Genomic DNA, 23,653 nt, shown 5'->3' on the forward strand with positions numbered 1-23,653 from the left:
GCGCAGGGCATGACGACGACCACAACCAACACCCCCGTTCTGGCCCGGCTTGGGCGGCTGATGGTAGACACGCCGCTGATCCCGCTGACGCTGATCCTGCTGGCGCTGATCGCGGTGCTGGCCATCCTCAATCCCGCGATCCTGAGCATGTTCTGGGTCGGCAACACGCTGAAGATCGCAATTCCGCTGGCGATGCTGGCGGCGTGCCAGACCCTGACGATGCTGACCGGCGGCATCGACCTGTCGGTCGGCACCGCCGCCACAATCGCGGCCTATGTCACGGCCACCGCAACCCCCCTGATCGGCGCACCCAGTGCAATCGGCATCGCCATGGCCTGCGCGCTGGCCATTGGTGTGGTCAACGGCATCGGTATCGCCTTTGCCCGGGTGCATCCCCTGATCATGACGCTGGGCACCGGGCTGATCGCGACCGGTTGCTTGCTGGTCTATCAACGGTCGGTCATCTCGACCGGGACGATCTACCCCGAGGTGCTGGTCTGGCTTGGCACGGGCCGGACCTGGGGTCTTCCGAACGGCCTGTTTCTGTTCATCCCCTTTGCCGTGTTGATCCTTTGGGTTCAGCGCCGCACCGGCTTTGGCCGCCTGCTCTACGCCATCGGATCGAACGAGGCGGCGGCGCGTCTGTCGGGGGTGCGGGTCTGGCAAGTGCATCTGGCGCTGTATTCGCTGTCGGGGATCATCGCGGGGCTGAGCGGGCTTTTGTATCTGGGCATGGTCAAGACCGCCTCGCTGTCACTCGCGCTGCCGCTGGACCTGCCCTCGGTCGCGGCGGCGGTCATTGGCGGCACGTCGATCTTTGGCGGGCGCGGCGGCTATGGCGGCACGATCCTTGGGGCGCTGATCCTGACCGTGCTGGCTACCATGTTGACGCTGCTGCAAATGCCCGAGGGCGGGCGGCGCATCCTGTATGGCGCGATCATTCTGGCCGTCACGGCGCTTTACATCCGCCTGACCGACCGCAGTTAAGGGGGAAGACATGGCCAAGTTCCGCGTTGTCGGCATCAGTTTTGACCACATGCATATGGGCGACCTTCTGCGCCTTGTGCATGACCACCCCGACGCCGAGATTGCGGGCATATTCGACCCCGACCGCAGCACGATGGACCGAGCGGTGGCCGAGTTCGCAATTCCCCAAGATCGCATCTTCACCGACTTCGATGCCTGTATGGCAGTCAAGCCCGACCTTGCCATCCTTTGTGCCGCCACCGCCGACCATGCCCGCTATACTAAGATGCTGGCCGCGCATGGTGTTCATGTGTTTGTCGAAAAACCCTTCGCCGCCACGGTTGCCGACGCCCGCGCGATGATTGCGGCCATGCAGCCGACGGGCAAACTGCTGGCCGTCAACTGGCCGCTGCGCTGGGTTCCGTCACATGTCACCGCCAAGCGGCTGATTGATGAGGGCATGATCGGCGATGTGATCGAGATTCATTCCTATGGGGGCAACCGCGGGCCGCTTTACCACCTTGCCGACAAGGTGGAAGTTACCCGCGAGGAGGTGGAGCGGCAGAAGCCGACCTCATGGTGGTACAAGCGTGCGTCCGGGGGTGGCAGTCTGCTGGACTACCTTGGCTATGGCGCGACGCTTGGCACCTGGTACAGAAACGGCGAAGCCCCGCTGGAGGTGACCTCGGTCATCGACGAAACGCCGGGGATCGAGGTTGATCAGCATTCGATCACCATCTGCCGTTATGCCAGCGGTCTGTCGAAGATGGAAACCCGCTGGGGCACCTTCAGCGACCCCTGGATGATCCAGCCGCAGCCGAAGTGCGGCTTTGTGTTTGTTGGAACCGAAGGCACCATCGCCAGCTGGGATTATGCCGACCACCTGACCGTGCAGACGCGGGCGCAGCCAGAGCCGCACCATATCCCGTCCGACCCTCTGCCCCCGGGCCAGACCAACGCCATCGAGTACGTCCTTGGCTGCATCTCTCGGGGTGAGGCTTTGACCGGCCCGCTTGACCCCGCCATAAGCCTGATCGGCCAGCGCATCGTGGATACCGCCGCGCAATCCGCCCGCGAAAAGCGCACCCTGCCGCTGGTGCCATGAGCGAGCCTGACGCCGACACCTACGCCCTGCGCAGTTCGGCCCTTGCCGAAGTTGCCGCGCCCGACTTGCCGTGGCAGCCCCCCGGCCCGCGCAGTTATCGCCCGCGCATCGGCCTGATCGGCGCGGGAGGCATCGCCTCGGCCCATCTTGACGCCTACCGAACGGCGGGGTGGGAGGTGGCGGCGATCTGCAACCGCAGCTTGCCCCGGGCCGAAGCCCGCGCGGCAGAGTTTGCCCCCAAGGCGCGGGTGACCGACCGGGTTGAGGATATCCTGACCGACCCCTCCATCGACGTTGTCGACATCACGCCCCACCCCGCCGACCGTCTGCCGATCCTTGAGGCGGCGCTGAAGGCGGGCAAGCATGTCCTGTCGCAAAAGCCTTTTGTGCTTGATCTTGAACAGGGCAGTCGGCTGGTGGCCCTGGCCCGCGACAAGGGTGTGAAGCTGGCGGTGAACCAGAACGGCCGCTGGTCGCCACATATGGCCTACATGCGCGAGGCGGTGCGGGCCGGGATCATCGGCGATGTGGTCAGCGCCCATTGCGCTGTCCACTGGAACCATGGCTGGATCGCGGGCACTCCGTTTGAGCGGATCGAGGACGTGATCCTGTATGATTTCGGCATCCACTGGTTTGACTTTCTGCACAGTATCCTTGGCGACCGACCGAAAAGCGTTGTCGCCATGGCTGCTCCGGCCCCGGGCCAGAATGCGCAGGCGCCGCTGATGGCGCAGGTTCTGGTGCGGATGGACCGGGGGCAGGCCTCGCTTGTCTTCGACGGTGGTGCGCCACACGGACCGCGTGACACAACCTATGTCGCCGGGACCGAAGGGTCTCTTCGCAGCGAGGGGCCGGACCTTGGCCAGCAACAGGTGACCTTGACCACATCGGCAGGCACTGCCCGTCCCGCGCTGCAGGGAAGTTGGTTCAACGATGGCTTTCGCGGTGCGATGGGCGCGCTTCTTGTGGCGATCGAGGATGACGCCGAACCCGCCAATGGTGCTGCGGAAAACCTGCACAGCCTTGCGCTTGCCTTCGCCGCCATTCGGTCGCGCCGCACAGGGCGAGAGGTGGACGTCGGTTCCGTCCGCGCTTTGGACTTGTAGCGTTACTTCACCGGGATGTTTTCGCGCAGGATGATGCGGGGCTCGATGTACTTCAGCGTCAAGAACGGGGCGGTTGATGCGATTGAGCCCAAGAGCTGGATCACGGCTTGTTCCCCCGTCAGCCGCGCGTTCTGGTCAATCACCACATCGATCCTGTCTTCTGCCAGAAGGCGTCTGGTGACGTTGGTAAGGTCGTGAAAGATCACGAAGGGGCGGGTGCTGCCATGGTCAGCCAGCGCGCGGGCAATGCCTGACCGACCTGCCCCGACGCAATAGATCCCTACGATATCGGGATGGGTGCGCAAAAGCCGGGCCGTGGCAGCCTGGGCTGTGACGCTGTCTTCGTCGGTCTTGATTGCGGGCAAGAGGTGCAGGTGGGGAAACTGCTCGGTGATCACGGCGCGAAAGCCGTTCTCGCGTTCCTCATGCCCATGATAGGCGCGGGTGCCCAGAAACAGCGCCAGCGGCGCGGGGCTGCCCCCCGCCCTGATGCCGGCCATCCGTCCCATGACCAGTCCCGCCGTCCGGCCCGCCACACGGTTGTCCACACCAACATAGGCCGCGCGGGGGGAAGACAGCACATCCGACGCGATGGTGATCACCCGAACCCCCGACTCGGCCAGTTGCCGAATGGCATTCCGGGTGATCGGATGGTCCACGGTAATCAACCCGACGCCGTTGGTTCTGAGCGCGGTCTTTTCCAAGGCCCGAACCAGATTCTCGGGCATGAGCCCATCAATCGGATGGATGGTGCATGAGGCAACCAGCGGCAGGTCCGCTGCGAAATCACGGATTGTCGCGGCAAGATTGTGCATGAATTCGCTGCGGCCAAGGGGAATGAAAAACTCAAGATGCGCCGGGCGCGAGGGTAGGGTGACTTTGTCCTCTGACGGCAGGTAGCCCAATGACTTTGCGGCGGAATTGACGCGCTGCCGATTGGCCGCTGATACCCCGGGCCGTCCGTTCAGCACCCTGTCCACCGTGGCGGTGGACACCTTGGCCAAGGCGGCAATGTCCGTGATTGTGGCTTTGCGCATCGACGGTCCCTGAAGGCGGCTTGAACGCTTTTGGTGAGGGACAACACATCAGTTTCGTTGATGCAAAGCAATCAACCCAAGTCGGGCGTTCCCTTTTTGCCGCTTCGGGCGGGCCGGACCCAGGTTTCGGCTGTCATCGACACCCCGACAAGGATTGCTTGACTTGTAGCCGATTCGCTGCTCACTTTGATTGAATACTTGTTCAGTGAATTTCCCTTGTAGTGCCTCCCCCGGATCAGCGTTCCACCCACATCAGCGGAGAGACCACAGTATGGACGTGCTCGACCAACTCGGTGCCCTCCGTGAGGGGAAACTTAGCCGCCGTGCCTTTGGCCGGTCCTTGTTTGCCAGCGGGATCAGTCTGGTGACCGTTCCAATGCTGCCCCGCCGCGCGCAGGCCGCAGCCGAGGATCACGCGACCTACTTCACTTGGGGCGGTTTCGACATTCCCGACTATTTCGACGAATACGTCGCCAAGCGGGGTGAACTGCCGAATTTTGTCACTTTCGGGTCGGTAGAAGAGGCTTTGAACAAGCTGTCTTCCGGCTTTGTCGCCGACATTGCGCATCCGTGCCTGTCAGACGTGCCGCGCTGGTCGAGTACGGGACTGTTCCAGCCGGTCGACACGTCACGCTTGTCGAACTGGGCCGACATGATCCCCGAACTGTGGAATGTTCCCTATAACCTGAAAGACGGCATGCCTTGGATGGTGCCTTTCGAATGGGGCCAGACCTCGATTGCCTATCGGACGGATCTGTTTGATCTGCAGGGCGAAGAAAGCTGGGACATGCTGTGGGATGCCCGTCACGCCGGTCGGCTGGGCAGCCTTGGTGCCGGGGGTGACGTGTGGTGGTGCGCGGCGATCAAGGCGGGCGTTCCCTTTGACCAGATCAACACCGACATGGCCTTCGAAAAGATCTCTGCCGTGTTGCGCGAACAACGGCCCCTGATCCGGATGTATACCGACGACACGACCTCGCTGGATACGGCGCTGGCGGCTGGCGAGATTGTCGCATCAATGGCGTGGAACAGTTCCGTTGTAAGCCTGTCGGCCCAAGGCGTGCCGGTCAAGTTTGCGCGGCCCAAAGAGGGGGCGCTGACCTGGGTTTGCGGAATGATGCTGCATGCGCAGGCGCCGAAGATCGACAGCGCCTATGACGTTCTGGATTCGCTGATCAGCGAAGCGGCGGCTGTCTTCAACATGCGTGACTACGGCTATGGCGGGGTCAATCGCAAGGCGTTTGCAGGCTTCTCGGACGAGGAACTTGCCGTGCTTGGCCTGTCCCGCAACCCCGTGGATACCCTTCAGGCTGGCCATTTCGGCATTCCACAGACGGCTGAGTGGGATCGGCGGATGACCGAGACTTGGGAACAGATCAAGCTTGGGTTCTAGGGAATGAAATCCCCCGATCGCTGTGTGGTTGACCCGGCATGACCCTTGCCGATCACAGTGCCATGGCCGCCGTACCGCCGCGTGCGTTGACCCGCTTTCTGCACCGGCACGAGGCTTGGCGGGGGTATCTGCTTCTGGCGCCGGCCTTGACGTTGATGGCGGCGGCGATCCTGTTTCCTCTGGGCATGACCGTGGTGATGAGCACATGGTCCTTGTCTGGCTATGACATGGTCACAACGCCCGGCATCGGCAATTACACCGCGATGGTGGAGAATCCCATGTTCGGGGTGTTGATCGGCCGGTCGCTTGCCGTTGCCACAACCGCCACCCTTGTCACCGTCGCCCTGTGCTATCCGATGGCCTATTTCGTGGCGTTCCACACCTACCGCCACAAGGCCTTGTGGCTTATCGTGATGACACTGCCCTTCTGGACAAGCTATCTTCTGCGCGTTTTCGCGTGGAAGGTCGTTCTGGGGTACGAGGGCGTGTTGAACACCGCGCTGCTGGGCTTGGGCGTCGTCGAGCAACCGGTTGCGGCCTTGCTGTACAGTCAGACCGCCGTGACTATCGTTCTGGCCCACTCCTGGGCGGCCTTCGCCATTTTGCCGATCTACGTCAGCCTAGAAAAGATCGACCGCACCTATCTTGAGGCCGCGGCGGACCTTGGCGACAGCCCGGCGCGACGGTTCTGGCGGATCACGTTTCCCCTGTCATTGCCGGGCGTCGTGGCGGCCTGCATCATGATGTTCGTCCCTACGGTGGGCGAATACATCACCCCGGCAATGGTGGGGGGACCGGATGGAATGCTGATCGGCAATCTGATCCAGGCCATGTTCGGCCCGATGAACAACTGGCCAGCCGGAGCAGCGCTTGCTGTGGTCATGATCCTGACCATCGGGTTGGCCGGCTTGGCCTTCCTGCTGCTTGACCGTTTGGTCCGGAGGTAGATGATGGCGCGCTACACGGGCTTTCACCGCACCAACCGGCCGCTTGCCGTTTATGCCGCACTGTTCGCGTTTGTCCTGTACCTGCCGATCCTGTTCATTCCGATCTTCTCCTTCAATTCCGGTGTCTATGTGAAGTTCCCGCTCGAAGGCTTCACCTTCGACTGGTACGCCGAGCTTTGGCATCGTGAACCGCTGCAGCGGGCGTTCTTCAACAGCGTCAAGGTGGCGACGGTCGTCAGCTTGCTGTCGACCCTGCTGGCGGTGCCTGCAGCCCTTGCGATCGTACGCTACCGGATGCCGGGAAAGGCGCCGGCTGTCGGCTTTCTCATGCTGCCGTTGGTGCTGCCGGGTTTGATCCTTGGCGTTGCCTTGCTTGGGCTTCTGAACCGCTTGGGGATCACGCTTTCGCTGTTCACCGTGGCGCTTGGGCATATGGTCATCTGCCTGCCCTACGCGATCAGCGTGCTGCTGCCACGCTTCATCGGTTTCAACCGGTCGCTTGAAGAAGCCTCGGCCGACCTGGGCGAGCCGCCGTGGCGGACCTTCTGGCGTGTGACCTTTCCGTGCAACTTTCCGGCGATACTGGCCTGCTTGCTGATGACCTTCACCATCTCTTTTGATGAGTTTTTCATGGCCTTCTTCCTGAGCGGCACGGAAACGACCCTGCCGATGTACATCTGGGGGCAGCTGCGTTTTCCACAGGACTTCCCGTCGCTTCTGGCGCTTTCGACGCTGATCCTTGGGTTCAGCTTTGTGCTTGTCTTCATCAGCTTGCGCCTTGGCCGGGTCGGACAAGCGGCGCGCGCCGGAGAAATGCGATGATCAAGGTTCGCAACGTCAGCAAGTCGTTTGGCCGGGTGCAGGCCGTGCGCGACGTGTCGCTGGACATCAAAGCGGGCGAGTTCTTCGCGCTGCTTGGGGCGTCCGGGTCTGGAAAGACCACGCTTCTGCGCATGATCGCCGGGTTCGAGGGTGTGACATCGGGCGAGATCATCATCGACGGCACGGCCATGCAGGATCTGCCGCCGCATCTTCGTCCGATCAACATGGTCTTCCAGAACTACGCGATCTTCCCGCACCTGAACGTGCGTGACAACATCGCCTACGGGCTGCAGCGCCTGCGGATTCCGCGGGCCCGGCAGGTCGAGATGGTAGACGAAATGCTCGACCTGATCGCACTGCCCGGCTACGGCGACCGCCGCGCAAACCAGCTTTCCGGTGGGCAAATGCAGCGGGTGGCATTGGCCCGCGCCTTGATCCTGAAGCCCAAGGTCTTGCTCTTGGACGAACCGCTGGGCGCGCTGGACAAGCAGTTGCGCGAACAGATGCAGTTGGAGTTGCGCCGTTTGCAGCGGCGGATGGGGATCACCTTCATCCTTGTCACCCATGATCAGGAAGAGGCGCTGACCCTGTCTGACAGGGTGGCCGTGATGGCCAATGGTTCCGTGATCCAGGTGGATACGCCGGCGCGGCTGTATGACCACCCCTGCAACCGCCAGGTCGCCGGGTTCGTAGGCACGATGAACTTCTTCGACGCGACTGTTCACGTTCAGGGAACCGCAATGTCGGCCGTGATCGAAGGGTTGGGAAACCACACGCTGAAGCCCCAAGACCGGCCGCGGCGCGAAGGCGACCGTCTGCTTGTTGCGATCCGGCCGGAAGATCTGGTGCTGCATGCCTCAGCCCCCGAAGCGCCCCCCGAAGCTAGGGTTCAGGGCAGGCTTGTCGCGCGGCAGTATCTGGGCGGGCGGCAACTTCTGCATGTCGACGTTGCAGGCAGAACGGCCCCGGTCGCTGTTGCCGCCGGGCGCAGCCGCACCGACGATCCCTGGGCCATGGGTGAAGGGATGCCGGTTTGGTTGACCTGGGAACCGGATGCAATCACCGTGCTTGACCCTGAATGACCCACGCGGATGGATCACACGCAGAACCCGAACAGGACAGCCAGCCATGACGACTGACGACAATCTGCAACCCGAAGCCCCAAAAACCCGGCGTGCGTTGGCCAAGGCCGAGCGGCGACAAACCCTGATCGAAGCGACCATCACCTCGATCGCCGAGTTCGGGCTGTCGGGGACCACCATGGCCCGCGTCACCGAAATCGCTGGCACGTCAATCGGGCTGGCGAACTTCTACTTCGACAGCAAGGAGCGCCTTTTCGAAGCGGTCTTGCAGCATCTGGCCGATGAGGAGCGGACGCTTTGGCAGACGCGGAACGCCGATGCGACGCTGACCGCGTCCGAACGGCTGATTGCCCTTGTCGACGCGCGGTTTCACCCGCGCAGTTGCGACCGGGAGAAGCTGGCGGTGTGGTTCGCCTTTTGGGGCGATGCAGGCGCGAGGGACATTTACCGGCGGATCGTCGGCAGCATGGATGAAGAACGGCTTGAGGCGACGGTTGCGATGATTGAAAGCCTTGGGCGGGCTTCCGGGGCGCCACATCATGATGCCCGGCAGACGGCCCTGGGACTTGAGGCGTTCTACGACGGCCTGTGGCTGAACCTTCTGCTTTACCCCGATGACTTCAAGCGCCTTGCCTGTCGGCAACGCGCGATCGAGCATCTGGCGGCCTTGTTCCCATCGCAGATCGCGGTCCCGCAGACCGTGGCCACGCGTGACACGACGACCAGCAAACCCAGAGTGTGACCGATGCCGCGTGATCCTCGCTATGACATCCTGTTCGAACCGGTGAAACTTGGGCCGGTGACGACAAAGAACCGCTTCTATCAGGTGCCGCATTGCACAGGCATGGGCTGGGTGCGTCCGCGCACATTGGCCGAAATGCGGGGTGTCAAGGCCGAGGGTGGCTGGGGTGTGGTCAACACCGAATACTGCTCCATCCACCCGGCGTCTGATGACCAGCTCCACATCTCGGCAACGATCTGGGATGACAGCGATGTCCGTGCGCACCGGCTGATGACGGACAAGGTCCACGCGCATGGCGCGCTGGCCGGGTGCGAGCTGTGGTTTGGTGGCGCGCGTTCGGCCAATCTTGCCACGCGGCTAGTGCCCTTTGACGTGGCTGAAATGCCGAATTCTGTCGGGCATCCGTTCCAGACCCGGGCGATGGACAAGCAGGACATCCGCGACTTTCGCCGCTGGCACCGCAACGCGGCCCTTCGGGCGAAGGCGGCCGAGTTCGACATCGTGTACGTCTATGCCACGCACGGTTACCTTCTGGCGCATTTCCTTGATCCAGAAACGAACACGCGTTCTGACGAATATGGCGGCAGCCTGTTCAACCGGACCCGTCTGGTGCGCGAACTGATCGAGGAAACGAAGGAGGCGGTGGGCGACCGCTGCGCCGTCGCCGTGCGCTTTGCTGCCGACGAGCGGGCCGAGGAGGACGGTCAACCCGTCACCGGCGAACGGCGCGAGATGCTGACCTTGATGGCGGAAATGCCCGATCTTTGGGATATCAACATTGCCGACTATTCGCTGGAAATGGGTCCGTCGCGCTTTGCCAAGGAAGGTGCACTTGAACCTTACATGTCCTTTGTCCGGTCCGTAACGACAAAGCCGGTAGTCACGGTTGGCCGCTTCACCTCACCCGACACGATGGTGCGGATGGTCCGGTCCGGCATCACCGACCTGATCGGCGCGGCCCGCCCGTCGATTGCCGATCCCTTCCTGCCACGGAAGATCGAAGAGGGCCGGGTTGAGGATATTCGCGAATGCATCGGCTGCAATGTCTGCTACTCGGGCGACAGTCTGGCTTTGCCGATCCGCTGCACGCAGAACCCCACGATGGGCGAAGAATGGCGGCAGGGCTGGCACCCCGAGACGATCCGCACCAAGGGGTCGGACGGGCAGGTGCTGATCGTGGGGGCCGGGCCTGCCGGGCTTGAGGCGGCGCGCGCGCTTGGGCTGCGCGGCTACCGGGTGACGCTGGCAGAGGCCGGCCGCGTGCTGGGGGGCCGTGTGCTGCGTGAGTCCGAACTGCCGGGGATGCGGGAATACATCCGGGTACGCGACTACCGCGAAGGGCAGATCGCCAGGATGCCCAATGTCGAGGTGTTTCGCGAAAGCCGACTGACCGCCGAGGATGTGCTTGCTTTCGGGGCGGATCACGTCTGCCTTGCCACGGGCGCGCGCTGGCGGCGCGACCTGTTCTCGGGCAAGCGGTTCACGGCGATTGCGGAAGACAGCACCACGGTGTTGACTCCGGATGACATCATGGAAGGGCGCCTGCCTTTGGGCCCCACGGTCGTTTTCGATGCCGATGGGTACTACATGGGCGGCGTCATTGCGGAACGATTGCAGGCAGCCGGGATCGACGTGACATTGGTCACCCCGTCAGATCGCGTGTCGCCATGGGCGCAGAACACCGGCGAGGGGTGGCGGGTTCCGGCGCATCTGATGGCGAAAGGCATCCGGTTGGTCACGTCGCAGGGTCTGTCATGGTTTGATGGCCGGGACGTAACCCTTGCCTGCGAGTATTCAGGCCGCGAAACCGTTCTGTCCGCCGTCAGTCTTGTGCTTGTTGGTCAGCGCGCGCCGGTCGACGATCTTTACACGTCCCTGCGCTATGCCCCCGATGGCAGCCATGCCACGCTGCCCTTCACTCTGACACGGATCGGCGACTGCGAAGCGCCTGCGATCATCGCAGCGGCTACATATGCCGGGCATCGCTATGCGCAGAACCTGGACCGCAGCGTGGATGTCGACCTTCCCCTGCGGCACGACAAGATCGACGTCGGGCATATCCCGCCGCCGCATTGGGCGCGGGCCGCGGAATGACCTTGCCCCAACGCAGTGCAGCCCTTGTCGCGATGGGTGGCCTTTTCCTTCTGGCGGGGATAGTCCTGTCGGAACGGTGGCCGGGGCCGCGTTCCGCAGCGGCCTCTGGCACCGAAGCCGCGACCTGTGCCAGTTGCACTGCGCGCCACCAGCGCCTGCTTCAAGGGGATCAGCCATGAGCAAGACCCCGGTGAACCCGGTCACCGCGGAGGAGTTGGCGGCCGCCCTTCCAGATGTGCTATCGGCACCGCGCGATGCCGGACCCGTGCGACTTCTGTGTGCAAGGCCGAAGCCCAATGCGCGCACCTTCCCCGAAAGCCTTGCCCTGACGCGGGCCGCTGGCGTCGTGGGTGACTTTGAAATGGCGCGTCCGTGGCTGGAACTGGCCGACGGCAGCCCCGACCCCCGCATTCAGGTGTCGATCCTGCCCTGGCGTGTGCTGGAACTTGTCTGGCGCGAGCGGGACCAGATCGCCCACCCCGGTGACAATATCGTGGTCGACATGACCCTGACCGAAGAGAACCTGCCGGAGGGCACTCTCTTGTCCGTCGGCACCGCGATCCTGCGGATCAGCGACGTTCCGAACGATGGCTGCGTGAAATGGAAGGTCCGCCACGGCCGGGCCGCATATAACTGGATCACCGCCCCCGCAGCCGCACCGTTGCGGTTGCGCGGGCTGTTCTGCTCGGTCGAACAGGACGGCGTTGTGCGCCTTGGCGACCGCGTCAGGCGCCTTTGATGCTGAAAAGGGACCTTGCCCATGGCTAAGACACAGGGCCATCCGGGGAAGGTTCTGGTTCTTGGTGCCGGGATCGCAGGCCTTGGCGCGGCCCGGGCCCTGCGTGCAGCGGGCGTTGATGTGGCCGTCATCGAAGCCCGGGATCGCATCGGCGGGCGCACCTACACCAGTTCGCTGTGGAGCGATTTGCCGGCCGACATGGGTGCCGCCTGGGTGCATGGCACCAAAGGAAATCCGCTGACAGTTTTGGCTGACAAGACGGGCGTTGCGCTGACAAAGACCAGCTACAAGCGGTCCATGGCGATTGATCAGGCAGGCCAGCGGGTCGATCTCTTGCCAATGGTCAAGCAGGCGCAATCCATCGTGCAGGCGGCGCGCGCGGGAGTCGAGGATCTGGAGAATGATGTCTCGCTTCGCCAGGCGGTCGAGTCACACCCACACTGGCAGGCGTTGTCCTCAGATGCGCGGCATGGCCTACGGCTGGCGATCAACTCGCGGATCGAACACGAATATTCTGGCGACTGGGATCGGCTGTCAGCGTGGCACTACGATGACGGCAAGGATTTCCCCGGGCCGGAGGCAATTCTGACCCCCGGATACGGCCCGATCGTGGGGCATCTGGCGCGGGGGCTTGATCTGCGGCTGTCCGAACCTGTCACGGACATCGCGCCGAAGGGCGCTGGGGTACAGATCACGACCACTCGTGGCACCCATCGCGCGGATCGTGCTGTTGTCACGGTGCCGCTTGGCGTGTTGCAGTCCGGCAGTATTCGCTTTGCCGAACCCCTGAAGCGAAAGCGCCAGCGTGCCATCGACAGCCTTGGAATGGGTCTGTTGAACAAATGTGTGCTGCGATTTGACCGGGCCTTCTGGCCAAATGGCACAGACTGGATTCACTTCCTCGGCAGCGTCCAAACCCTTTGGGCCGACTGGACAAGCTATCTGACAGCGACCGGCCAGCCACTTCTGGTCGGCTTCAACGCCGCAGCCATGGCGGAAGAGATCGAACTTCTGGACGACCGCGCCACCACCGCCTCGGCGATGGAGGCACTTCGGGCGATGTTCGGCACGTCCATCCCGGCACCGCTGGGCAGCCAGATCAGTCGCTGGCGACAAGATCCTTATGCCCAAGGGTCCTATTCCTTCCAGTCGGTTGGCACCAGTTGGCGTGACAGGAAGGCCCTGTTCGGCACCGACTGGGGCGGGCGACTGATTTTCGCCGGGGAGGCCACCTCGCAGGATCATGCAGCCACTGTGCATGGCGCGCTGATGACAGGCCGCCGCGCCGCCAAGCTGATTCTGCACGGCAGCTCGTCGGTGGCGTGATGCGACCCACCAGATCCGCCTGCAGACAGGTCCCGCAGCATCACACCCCGGTGCAGATTGCCGGTATCGCTGCGGCCCGGCCTCTACCGCTCGTGTAGCTCAGGGCGCGCTGATCAGGATCTCCCTTGGGAACCAGGCTCGCCCCTCGACCCCGTCTTCGAGGGCCGCCCTGTCAATCACTGAACCGTCTCGCGCTGTGATGCTGCGCGTCCAAGGCAGGCTTTCGATGGCTGCCATATGCTGATCGACGAAAATTTCCTGCGCATGCCCGGCTTCATTCCGCAGGGTCGCGGACTCGGAAAGAATGGAGGGGTGGAACGAGATGTAGGCCGTCACAAGTGGATCTGCAAACACGTCTCGGATTGTTGGCAACAGGTCATACTCACCGCCTTCGATATCAATCTTGATGAAGACTGGCTGGCCCGGCTTTCGATGGAGTGCCAACACGTCCTGAAGCCGCGTCGCGCGCACGGTCCACTGGCTTTCACGATCCGGAAGCAGCGCGCTGGACGTCGAATCTGCGCCCTCAGCACTCCCCCCCAAGGTGAAGGATGCGCCATCCTTGTTGATGGCACATTCATGAATCTCCAACCGATGCGCCCATTCCTGATCCGCATTGGCTGCGACGTTTGCACGGAGTTCGGCGAACGCTACAGGGTCCGGTTCGAAGGCGATGCAGCGGTCTGCAAGTTGGGCCCCATAAAGCGCTGTGGGGCCGATCCATGCTCCGACATCCAAAAACAGACTTCGGCTCCCAATGTGCTTGTCGAAAATCGCAAAGGTTTCAGGTTCCCAGTCACTGCGAAGCATGCGTTCCCAAAAGCGCCTGTGCGCACCAATTTCGACAAGATAGGTAATGTTCCCAACCGTAATGGTTCTGGGCAAGCCGCTGGCTCCCCTGTCAGAAGGACTTCACCAGACTATCGGCCAGCAAGCGCCCTGATAGCAAGGTCCCCAAATTTGACCCCCTATCCGTCCGGGGCGTGTCGGCTTGCGCTGGTCGCCCTTGCGATGCGGGACCCCGGTCAGTGCCACGCTGTGGGAGAGGCTGACACCAAAGCAAAAACCCCGCAACCATTGCTGGTTGCGGGGTTTTTCTGGTAGTTATGGTGCCCAGAAGAGGACTCGAACCTCCACGCCTTGCAGCGCTGGTACCTGAAACCAGTGCGTCTACCAATTCCGCCATCTGGGCACTGATGGGCGATGTAACGACCCCGTCTGGCGAAGTCAACGGCCCGCGCTGCAAAATTCGCCGCTCCGGTTTTGCCTTGCCGGGCCAAGGCGTGGGGGGTATTCATCCGCGCAGTTTCCGGCGCCTGCGGGCAGGGGTTTTTGCGATGAGCAAGCTTGTCACCATCTTCGGCGGTTCGGGTTTTGTCGGCCGCTACATCGCCCGCCGCATGGCGAAAGAGGGGTGGCGCGTCCGCGTGGCCGTCCGTCGCCCGAATGAGGCGTTGTTCGTCAAGCCCTATGGCACACCCGGTCAAGTGGAACCGCTGGTCTGCAACATCCGCGACGACGCCAGCGTTCGTGCCATGATCCACGGGGCGGATGCAGTGGTGAACTGTGTCGGGATTCTGAACCGGTCCGGCAAGAACACGTTTGACGCCGTGCAAACCGAAGGCCCGGGGCGCATTGCCCGCATGGCTGCAGCCGAAGGTGTGGGGCAGCTGGTCCAGATCTCGGCCATCGGGGCGGATGCCGCGTCCGACAGCGACTACGCCCGCACCAAGGCCGAGGGAGAGGCCGCCGTTCTGGCTGCCTTCCCCTCTGCGGTGATCCTGCGCCCGTCGATCATCTTTGGCACCGAGGATGGCTTCTTCAACCGCTTTGCCGCAATGACGCGCATGGGTCCGGTTCTGCCCGTGGTAGGGGCGGAGTCCCGGTTTCAGCCCGTCTACGTCGATGACGTGGCGCAGGCCGCCGTCAAGGCTGTGCTTGGTCAGGCCGCGCCGGGCATATACGAACTCGGCGGGCCCGAGGTCGATACGTTCCGTGGGCTGATGGAGCGGATGCTGAGGGTGATCCAACGCCGCCGCGCCATCGTGAATGTGCCGTTCTTCGTGGCGCGGATCATGGGCTCTGGCTTTGACATGCTGCAGGCGGTGACGCTGGGGCTGATCGAAAACAAGATGATTACCCGTGACCAGGTCAAGAACCTTGCGCGCGACAATGTGGTGTCGCCGGGTGCGAAGGGATTTGCCGACCTGGGCATCAGCCCCACCGCAATGGAGGCGGTTTTGCCGGAATATCTCTGGCGTTATCGCCCGTCGGGCCAGTATGCCGCGATCAAGGATTCGGCGAAGAACCTGAAGAAGACGTGATGCTCCGCGCCGTCCTTGCGCTGGGACTGCTGGCCGGGCCGGCGATGGTCGGCATATCTTTCATTCACTGCAGATGCCAAAATCTACGGCGCCACGTTAATCGTCGATCAGGCCGAGATGCGGGGCGTGGTGCTACCCGATGGCAAGCTGCATGCCGAACGGCTGCGTGACAGGTAGAACATGGAAAACACCACCCTCATCGCTGCGTTTCTTGGCCTTCTCGAAGGTCTGACGGAATTCCTTCCTGTCTCCTCGACCGGGCACTTGCTGCTGGCGGGGCATTTCCTTGGGTTTGACTCCAAGGGCAATACATTTGAGGTGGTGATCCAGCTTGGCGCGATCCTGGCGCTTACCTCGGTTTATGCGGCACTGGTGATGCGGTTGCTTCTGCGCGCGCTCCATGATGCGGCGGCACGGCGGTCCATCCTGTCGGTGATCCTTGCGTTTCTGCCCGCAGTGGTGGTGGGCCTTCTTGCGCATGATTTCATCAAGACCGTGCTTTTCGAAACGCCGAAGCTGATAGCCGTCATGCTGATCCTTGGGGGGGTCGTCCTGCTTGTCATCGACCGGATTGCCCCCGCACCGGTCCACCACGATGCGCTTGCCTTGCCGCTTGGCAAGTCGCTGGCCATTGGCGTTTGCCAATGCCTTGCGATGGTCCCCGGGGTCTCGCGATCTGGCGCAACCATTGTCGGGGCCTTGCTGATGGGCGTCGAAAAGCGCGCGGCGGCCGAGTTTTCGTTTCTGCTGTCCTTGCCCACCATGGGGGCGGCGGTCGCCTACGATCTGTACAAGTCCCGTGACCTGCTGGACTTCGGCGCGATCTGGGAAATCGCCGTCGGCTTCGCCGTGGCCTTCGTGACAGCGCTTCTCGTGGTGCGTTGGGTGCTAAGCTACATCAGCCGCAACGGTTATTCCCTGTTCGGTTGGTGGCGAATCATCGTGGGAACAGCCGCCCTCGTGGCGCTTTCCTTTGGGTTCTGATGAAGTCTGGAACCAATGCTGACCTATTGTGGCTCAGAAATGTCAGCTTTCCTGTCATACTCAGTAAAAAACCTACAATTAGGTCAACTGTACTGACTTTTATTGTTTTCTGAAGGGCTGTAGGAAGGCGCTCCCGATAGTCCGCTTGGGAGGCGCAGCCGTGGCCACGCAGAAGATGCTGAAGTTCGTCACTCTGGGCAAGGAAATGCCCGAAAAGCGTGACCCGTCGGCGCGCGCGCAGGATTTCCATGAGATTTACCGCGAATACGCCGACCAGAAAGCTGCGGAACAGGCCGGGCGCTGCAGCCAGTGTGGCGTGCCCTACTGCCAGTCGCATTGCCCGCTGCACAACAACATCCCCGACTGGCTGAAGCTGACCGCCGAGGGCCGCCTGCAAGAGGCCTATGAGATTTCGCAGGCCACCAATACCTTCCCGGAAATCTGCGGCCGCATCTGCCCGCAGGACCGTCTGTGCGAAGGCAATTGCGTGATCGAACAATCCGGCCACGGCACCGTCACCATCGGCGCGGTCGAGAAATACATCACCGACACCGCTTGGGAAGAAGGCTGGGTCAAGCCGATCCGCCCACATGCCGAACGCCCCGAAAGCGTGGGTATCATCGGCGCGGGGCCGGGGGGCCTTGCGGCGGCAGATGTGCTCCGGCGGCAGGGCGTGCAGGTCACCGTCTATGACCGTTATGACCGCGCGGGGGGCCTGCTGACCTATGGCATCCCGGGGTTCAAGCTGGAAAAACCCGTTGTGATGCAACGCATTGACCAACTTGCGCAGGGCGGCGTGCAGTTTGTGGCCAATTGCAATGTGGGCGATGACATCACCTTTGATGCGATCCGTGGCCAGCATGACGCGGTCCTGATCGCCACCGGCGTCTACAAATCGCGCGACATCGAAGCGCCAGGTGTGGGCGCGCGGGGCGTGGTCAAGGCGCTGGACTATCTGACCGCATCCAACCGTCACGGCTTTGGCGATGACGTGCCCGAGTACGACAGCGGTGAGCTGAACGCCCTAGGCAAGCGCGTGGTAGTGATCGGCGGCGGCGATACCGCGATGGACTGCGTGCGTACGGCGATCCGGCAGGGGGCGTTGTCAGTCAAATGCCTGTACCGCCGTGACCGGGCGAACATGCCGGGGTCCCAGCGCGAAGTGCAGAATGCCGAGGAAGAAGGCGTTGAATTCGTGTGGCTTTCTGCCCCCAAAGGCTTCACCGGCGGGATTGAGGTTGACGGCGTGATGGTCCAGAAAATGCGCCTTGGCGCACCGGACGCCACAGGTCGCCAAACCCCAGAGATCATCGAAGGCGCCGACTATGTCGAACCCGCCGATCTGGTCATTCAGGCCCTTGGGTTCGAGCCGGAGGCGCTGCCGACCCTCTGGGGCGTGCCAGAACTGAAGGTCACCCGCTGGGGCACGATCAAGGCTGACTTCCGTACCCACGAAACCAGCCTGCCGGGCGTCTATGCGGCAGGCGACATCGTGCGGGGCGCATCGCTTGTGGTCTGGGCCATCCGCGACGGGCGTGAGGCTGCCGATGCGATCCTTGGGTATCTGAATCAGACCGGGGCAGTGGCAGCGGAGTAGCCGAAATCGGCGAACGGAAGACACAGAAGAACTCAATCTTACGGATGGGTCCCCGACCCAAGGTGAAACGGTGATGCGGAAACTACTGATCCTGACCCTGATGATCGCCCCGGCGTCCCCCATCCTTGCCGGCAACTGGACCGCGCCAGAGGGGTGCGAGGTGTTCATGACCGTACAGGCCAAGGCGTGCCGGGTCTCGAACCACTATCGCTGTGCCGCCGACCCTGCGGGTGACCAATGGCGCGCGGATTTCGATCAGGAAGGCGTGTTCTTCTATTCCCGCATCGACAGTGAGGGGCAGTGGGTCGAAAGCTACACCCTCAACCCTACGGTCCGGCAGGTGCTGGACCCGGTACGCGCGGACAGCGCCAGCTTTTCCGAGCTTCTGGCCAGCGGTATCGACACTTGGGATTTCGGAATGACGCGCGATGATGGCTCGGCCAGCGGGGCCAAGGGCTATGACCGGCTGACCGGCAAGACCGTGACAATCGACGGCATCACTTTGCAGGAAACCGAAGTCGATTTCATCGAGACCGACGTGATGGGTAACACCCTCCGCCGGGCGCGTGGGAATGAGTATATCCACCCTGATTGGCGCCTGTTCTTTGCTGGACCGGGGGAAACCGACCTTGGCGATGGCCAGTGGCGGCCGATTGACGGCAGCCCGGTAGAGTTCATCTTTCCGGGCGAGGAAGGGTTTCTTGAGACCCAGCCAAAGTATGATTGTGACGTGTTGTCCGCCGGGGCAATGCCCGCCCAAACCCCCATTCTGCCAGCCAGCCTTAAGGAGTGAGCCATGACCAAGTATGATGCCGCCTGGGTAAAGGCCGAAGAAGAAAAGCGCGCCTGGCTGGATGCGAACGGACTTTACAAGGCCGAGGATGAACATTCCTCCTGTGGCGTGGGGCTGGTGGTGTCCATCTCTGGCAAGCCCAGCCGCAAGGTTGTGGAGAACGGGATCAACGCCCTGAAGGCGGTCTGGCACCGGGGCGCAGTCGATGCCGATGGCAAGACCGGCGACGGCGCGGGCATCCATGTGCAGATCCCGGTCAAGTTCTTCTACGACCAGGTCCGCCGCACCGGCCATGAGCCCGACATGGGCAAACTGATCGCCGTTGGTCAGGTCTTCCTGCCGCGCACCGACTTTGGCGCGCAGGAACGCTGCCGCACCATCGTTGAGGCCGAAGTGCTGCGGATGGGGCATTACATCTACGGCTGGCGGCATGTGCCGGTGAACACCTCGGTCCTTGGTGACAAGGCCAATGCAACGCGGCCCGAGATTGAACAGATCCTGATCCGCTGCGACAAGGACATCGACGCCGAGGCGTTTGAGCGCGAACTGTACATCATCCGCCGCCGGATCGAGAAGGCGGCGTTGGCCGCGCATATCCAGGGGATGTATCTGTGCAGCCTGTCCTGCCGCAGCATCATCTACAAGGGCATGATGCTGGCTGAACAGGTGGCGGTGTTCTACCCCGACCTGATGGACGAACGGTTTGAGAGCGCCTTCGCGATCTACCACCAGCGTTACAGCACCAACACCTTCCCGCAGTGGTGGCTGGCCCAGCCATTCCGCATGCTGGCCCATAACGGCGAGATCAACACGCTGAAGGGCAACGTCAACTGGATGAAGTCCCACGAAATCCGCATGGCCTCCAACAACTTTGGCGAGGCGGCTGAGGATATCAAGCCAATCATCCCGTCAGGGACGTCCGACTCGGGTGCGCTGGACGCGGTGTTTGAGGTGCTGGTGCGGTCGGGGCGCTCGGCGCCCTTGGCCAAGACCATGTTGGTGCCTGAGGCGTGGTCTAAGGCCACGACCGACATGCCGCAGGCCTGGGCGGACATGTATTCCTACTGCAACTCGGTGATCGAGCCTTGGGACGGCCCGGCCGCACTGGCAATGACCGACGGCCGCTGGGTCTGCGGCGGGCTGGACCGGAATGGCCTGCGCCCCATGCGCTATGTGGTGACAGGCGACGGGATGCTGATTGCCGGGTCTGAAGCCGGGATGGTGCCGGTCGACGAAAGCACCGTTCGGGAAAAAGGCGCGCTTGGGCCGGGGCAGATGATCGCCGTCGATATGACCGAGGGCAAACTTTACCACGACGTCGAGATGAAGAACAAACTGGCCGCCGCACAACCCTATGCGGATTGGGTGGGCAAGATTGTCGATCTGAACGCGCTGCTGAAGGACGTCCCCGAAACGCAAGTGTTTGCCGGATCAGAACTACGCAAGCGGCAGATCGCGGCAGGGTTCACGGTAGAGGAACTGGAACAGGTTCTGGCCCCGATGGCCGAGGACGGCAAGGAAATGGTCGCGTCGATGGGCGACGACACCCCGCCTGCGGTGCTGTCCAACGTCTACCGGCCGCTCAGCCACTACTTCCGCCAGAACTTCAGCCAGGTGACGAACCCGCCCATCGACAGCCTTCGTGAGGGCCGGGTGATGAGCCTGAAGACCCGGTTCGGCAACCTGAAGAACGTGCTGGATGAATCCTCCAGCCAGACGGAAATTCTGGTGCTGGAAAGCCCCTTCCTTGCGAACCGCGAGTTTGAGGTGATGGTGGACCGCTTCGGTGATCAGGTGGCCTTCATCGACTGCACTTTCCCGGTCGGGCCTTCCCTGGATGACCTGCGCGTCGGGCTTGAACGTATTCGGGCCGAGGCGGAGGATGCCGTCCGGTCGGGTGCCGGGCAGCTGGTCCTGACCGACGAACATCAGGGGCCAGAGAAGGTGGGGATGCCGATGATCCTTGCCACCTCAGCCGTGCACAGCTGGCTGACGCGCAAGGGTCTGCGGACATTCTGCAGCATCAACGTGCGGTCGGCTGAATGCATTGATCCGCACTACTTCGCCGTGCTGATCGGGTCGGGGGCGACGACGGTAAACCCCTATCTCGCGCAGGATTCGATTGCTGACCGGATTGAGCGGGGCCTGCTGGAAGGCAGCCTGACCGATGCCATGCGGCGCTACCGCGATGCCATCGACGCGGGTTTGCTGAAGATCATGTCGAAGATGGGGATCTCGGTCGTTTCCAGCTACCGCGGCGGGCTGAACTTTGAAGCGGTGGGGCTTAGCCGCGCGATGGTGGCGGAATACTTCCCCGGCATGCAAAGCCGTATCTCCGGCATCGGCCTGACCGGGGTGGAGCAGAAACTGGAAGAGGTCCACGCGCGCGGTTGGCGCGGTGGGGCGGATGTGTTGCCGATTGGCGGCTTCTACAAGGCGCGGCGGTCGGGCGAAAAGCATGCCTGGGAAGCGCAGACGATGCATATGCTGCAATCGGCCTGCGACCGGGCCAGCTATGATCTGTGGAAGCAGTACTCGGCTGCAATGCGGGCCAATCCGCCGATCCACCTGCGGGATCTCTTGGACATCAAGACGCTGGGCAAGCCGGTGCCGATTGAGGAGGTGGAGTCGATCACCTCGATCCGCAAACGCTTCGTGACGCCGGGCATGTCCTTGGGGGCGTTGAGCCCTGAGGCGCACAAGACGCTGAACGTGGCGATGAACCGGATTGGTGCAAAGAGCGACTCTGGTGAGGGCGGCGAGGACCCGGCCCATTTCGTGCCGGAACCGAACGGCGACAACCCAAGCGCCAAGATCAAGCAGGTGGCGTCCGGGCGCTTTGGCGTTACGGCAGAGTACCTGAACGCCTGTGAAGAGCTTGAGATCAAGGTCGCGCAAGGGGCGAAGCCCGGTGAGGGTGGGCAACTGCCGGGGATGAAGGTCACGGCGCTGATTGCCCGGCTGCGGCACAGCACCCCGGGAGTGACGCTGATCAGCCCACCGCCGCACCACGACATCTATTCGATCGAAGACCTCGCCCAGCTGATCTACGACCTGAAGCAGATCAACCCACGTGCCAAGGTGACGGTGAAATTGGTGTCGTCTTCGGGCGTCGGGACCATCGCGGCGGGCGTGGCGAAGGCCAAAGCCGACGTGATCCTGATTTCCGGACATAACGGCGGCACGGGCGCGAGCCCGGCGACCAGCATCAAGTATGCGGGCCTGCCGTGGGAAATGGGCCTGACCGAGGCGCATCAGGTGCTGTCGATGAACAACCTGCGCGAGCGGGTGACGCTGCGGACCGATGGCGGTCTGCGGACCGGGCGGGACATCGTGATGGCGGCGATGCTCGGGGCCGAGGAGTACGGCATCGGGACCGCCGCGCTGATCGCCATGGGCTGCATCATGGTGCGCCAGTGCCAAAGCAACACCTGCCCGGTGGGTGTGTGTACGCAGAACGAGGCGCTGCGGGCCAAGTTCACGGGGTCGGCGGACAAGGTGGTGAACCTCATCACCTTCTATGCCCAGGAAGTGCGGGAGATCCTTGCCAGCATAGGCGCGCGGTCGATGGATGAAATCATCGGTCGGGCGGACTTGCTGACCCAGGTTTCGCGCGGCGCTGCCAACCTTGATGACCTTGACCTGAACCCGATGCTGATCAGCGTCGATGGCGCGCAGCGGATCACCTATGACCGCTCCAAACCCCGGAACGCCGTGCCGGACACGCTGGACGCCGACATCATCCGCGACGGGCATCGCTTCTTCGAGGATGGCGAAAAGATGCAGCTGTCCTACGCGGTGCGGAACACGCTGCGGACCATCGGGACGCGGGCCAGCAGCCATATCGTCAAGAAGTTCGGGATGCGCAACGCGCTGCAGCCTGACCACCTGACGGTCAAGCTGACCGGGTCTTGCGGGCAGTCTTTGGGCGCATTCTCGGTGCGCGGCCTTAAGCTGGAAGTGCAGGGCGATGCCAACGACTACGTTGGCAAGGGCCTGTCGGGTGGCACGATCACCGTGCGGCCGCTGATGTCCTCACCCCTGAAGGCAGAAGAGAACACGATCATCGGCAATACCGTGCTCTATGGTGCGACCGATGGCTTCCTGTTCGCCAGCGGGCGGGCGGGGGAACGGTTTGCCGTGCGGAACTCCGGCGCCAGCGTGGTTGTCGAGGGCTGCGGGTCGAACGGGTGTGAATACATGACCGGCGGCGTGGCGGTGATCCTTGGCCGGATCGGGGCCAACTTTGGTGCCGGGATGACCGGGGGCATGGCCTATGTCTACGACCCGAAGGGCGTGGCCGAGGATTTCATGAACCAGGAAACGATCCTGACCTGCGCTGTCGGCCACCCGCATTGGGAAATGCAGCTGAAAGGCCTGATCACCCGCCATGTTGAGGAAACCGGATCGCGGCTTGCCGAACGCATCCTTGCCAATTGGGACATCGAGCGGCTGAATTTCATCCAAGTCTGCCCGAAAGAGATGCTCAGCCGCTTGGCCTATCCTCTCAGCGACGAAGTGGCGAAAGTGCCGGCTGAGTAGGAATCGGCTGCTCAAACCGCTTTGGGTGTGATAAACGGGGTCGTCGCCATGTGC

Annotated in this window: 18 protein-coding genes and 1 tRNA gene; 16 read left to right on the forward strand and 3 right to left on the reverse strand. The window is 62.8% G+C overall.

Features of this window, described 5'->3' with window-relative positions; all coding sequences use genetic code 11:
* The first annotated feature begins 9 nt into the window (after nucleotides 1-9).
* The 3 genes from EI545_RS11100 to EI545_RS11110 are packed head-to-tail and all read left to right on the forward strand — an operon-like array spanning nucleotide 10 to nucleotide 3,177.
* Complete coding sequence (locus EI545_RS11100; RefSeq protein WP_125325538.1) at nucleotides 10-987, forward strand: ABC transporter permease; 978 nt, start codon at nucleotides 10-12, stop codon at nucleotides 985-987.
* A gap of 10 nt (nucleotides 988-997) precedes the next feature.
* Complete coding sequence (locus EI545_RS11105) at nucleotides 998-2,071, forward strand: Gfo/Idh/MocA family protein (protein WP_125325539.1); 1,074 nt, start codon at nucleotides 998-1,000, stop codon at nucleotides 2,069-2,071.
* Nucleotides 2,068-3,177 (forward strand): Gfo/Idh/MocA family protein, encoded by a 1,110-nt coding sequence (locus tag EI545_RS11110; protein ID WP_125325540.1) that lies wholly within the window; start codon nucleotides 2,068-2,070, stop codon nucleotides 3,175-3,177. The genes EI545_RS11105 and EI545_RS11110 overlap by 4 nt, the downstream gene beginning before the upstream one ends.
* A 2-nt stretch (nucleotides 3,178-3,179) precedes the next feature.
* Here the strand turns inward: EI545_RS11110 and EI545_RS11115 are convergent, their stop codons facing one another.
* On the reverse strand, nucleotides 3,180-4,214 hold the full coding sequence (locus tag EI545_RS11115; protein ID WP_125325541.1) for a LacI family DNA-binding transcriptional regulator: 1,035 nt from the start codon (nucleotides 4,212-4,214) through the stop codon (nucleotides 3,180-3,182).
* Nucleotides 4,215-4,485: 271 nt separating this feature from the next.
* On the opposite strand from EI545_RS11115, the gene EI545_RS11120 reads away from it, so the two are divergent.
* The 8 genes from EI545_RS11120 to EI545_RS11155 all read left to right on the forward strand — a co-directional run bounded on the left by EI545_RS11120 (nucleotide 4,486) and on the right by EI545_RS11155 (nucleotide 13,359).
* Nucleotides 4,486-5,607 carry an ABC transporter substrate-binding protein gene (locus EI545_RS11120; RefSeq protein WP_125325542.1) on the forward strand — a complete coding sequence of 374 codons (1,122 nt, stop codon included), beginning with the start codon at nucleotides 4,486-4,488 and terminating at the stop codon, nucleotides 5,605-5,607.
* Nucleotides 5,608-5,645: 38 nt separating this feature from the next.
* Nucleotides 5,646-6,554 (forward strand): ABC transporter permease, encoded by a 909-nt coding sequence (locus EI545_RS11125; protein WP_245989955.1) that lies wholly within the window; start codon nucleotides 5,646-5,648, stop codon nucleotides 6,552-6,554.
* Complete coding sequence (locus tag EI545_RS11130; protein ID WP_245989957.1) at nucleotides 6,555-7,376, forward strand: ABC transporter permease; 822 nt, start codon at nucleotides 6,555-6,557, stop codon at nucleotides 7,374-7,376.
* Nucleotides 7,373-8,458, forward strand: a complete 1,086-nt coding sequence (locus tag EI545_RS11135; RefSeq protein ID WP_125325543.1) for an ABC transporter ATP-binding protein — start codon at nucleotides 7,373-7,375, stop codon at nucleotides 8,456-8,458. Before EI545_RS11130 ends, EI545_RS11135 begins: the two co-directional genes overlap by 4 nt.
* Before the next feature lie 46 nt (nucleotides 8,459-8,504).
* Nucleotides 8,505-9,200: a TetR family transcriptional regulator C-terminal domain-containing protein gene (locus EI545_RS11140; protein ID WP_164517272.1), complete on the forward strand. Its 696-nt coding sequence runs from the start codon at nucleotides 8,505-8,507 to the stop codon at nucleotides 9,198-9,200.
* 3 nt (nucleotides 9,201-9,203) lie between these two features.
* Nucleotides 9,204-11,294 carry an oxidoreductase gene (locus EI545_RS11145; protein ID WP_125325545.1) on the forward strand — a complete coding sequence of 697 codons (2,091 nt, stop codon included), beginning with the start codon at nucleotides 9,204-9,206 and terminating at the stop codon, nucleotides 11,292-11,294.
* 175 nt (nucleotides 11,295-11,469) lie between these two features.
* Nucleotides 11,470-12,033, forward strand: coding sequence for an MOSC domain-containing protein (locus EI545_RS11150; protein WP_125325546.1), 564 nt, complete (start codon nucleotides 11,470-11,472; stop codon nucleotides 12,031-12,033).
* A 21-nt stretch (nucleotides 12,034-12,054) separates the two neighbouring features.
* Complete coding sequence (locus EI545_RS11155; protein WP_125325547.1) at nucleotides 12,055-13,359, forward strand: flavin monoamine oxidase family protein; 1,305 nt, start codon at nucleotides 12,055-12,057, stop codon at nucleotides 13,357-13,359.
* A 99-nt stretch (nucleotides 13,360-13,458) separates the two neighbouring features.
* On the opposite strand, the gene EI545_RS11160 is transcribed toward EI545_RS11155, so the two are convergent.
* Together EI545_RS11160 and EI545_RS11165 are read right to left on the reverse strand one after the other, a co-directional pair.
* Nucleotides 13,459-14,244 carry an FkbM family methyltransferase gene (locus EI545_RS11160; protein ID WP_125325548.1) on the reverse strand — a complete coding sequence of 262 codons (786 nt, stop codon included), beginning with the start codon at nucleotides 14,242-14,244 and terminating at the stop codon, nucleotides 13,459-13,461.
* A 222-nt stretch (nucleotides 14,245-14,466) separates the two neighbouring features.
* Nucleotides 14,467-14,551, reverse strand: a tRNA-Leu gene (locus EI545_RS11165).
* Between the two features lie 145 nt (nucleotides 14,552-14,696).
* Here EI545_RS11165 and EI545_RS11170 point away from each other — a divergent pair.
* The 5 genes from EI545_RS11170 (at nucleotide 14,697) to gltB (ending at nucleotide 23,599) form a co-directional block, all read left to right on the forward strand.
* Nucleotides 14,697-15,683: a complex I NDUFA9 subunit family protein gene (locus EI545_RS11170; protein ID WP_125325549.1), complete on the forward strand. Its 987-nt coding sequence runs from the start codon at nucleotides 14,697-14,699 to the stop codon at nucleotides 15,681-15,683.
* Nucleotides 15,684-15,863: 180 nt separating this feature from the next.
* Nucleotides 15,864-16,667, forward strand: a complete 804-nt coding sequence (locus EI545_RS11175) for an undecaprenyl-diphosphate phosphatase (protein ID WP_125325550.1) — start codon at nucleotides 15,864-15,866, stop codon at nucleotides 16,665-16,667.
* 160 nt (nucleotides 16,668-16,827) lie between these two features.
* Nucleotides 16,828-18,264 (forward strand): NAD(P)-dependent oxidoreductase, encoded by a 1,437-nt coding sequence (locus tag EI545_RS11180; RefSeq protein WP_125325551.1) that lies wholly within the window; start codon nucleotides 16,828-16,830, stop codon nucleotides 18,262-18,264.
* A 73-nt stretch (nucleotides 18,265-18,337) separates the two neighbouring features.
* A complete protein-coding gene (locus EI545_RS11185) occupies nucleotides 18,338-19,057 on the forward strand; it encodes a hypothetical protein (protein ID WP_125325552.1) in 720 nt (239 codons plus the stop codon).
* Nucleotides 19,058-19,060: 3 nt separating this feature from the next.
* Entirely contained in the window at nucleotides 19,061-23,599 is a 4,539-nt protein-coding gene (gltB, locus tag EI545_RS11190) for a glutamate synthase large subunit (protein WP_125325553.1), read from the forward strand.
* Nucleotides 23,600-23,653 lie beyond the last annotated feature (54 nt).

Origin of the sequence: Tabrizicola piscis (assembly GCF_003940805.1) — a bacterium.
Classification (GTDB): Bacteria; Pseudomonadota; Alphaproteobacteria; order Rhodobacterales; family Rhodobacteraceae; genus Tabrizicola; species Tabrizicola piscis.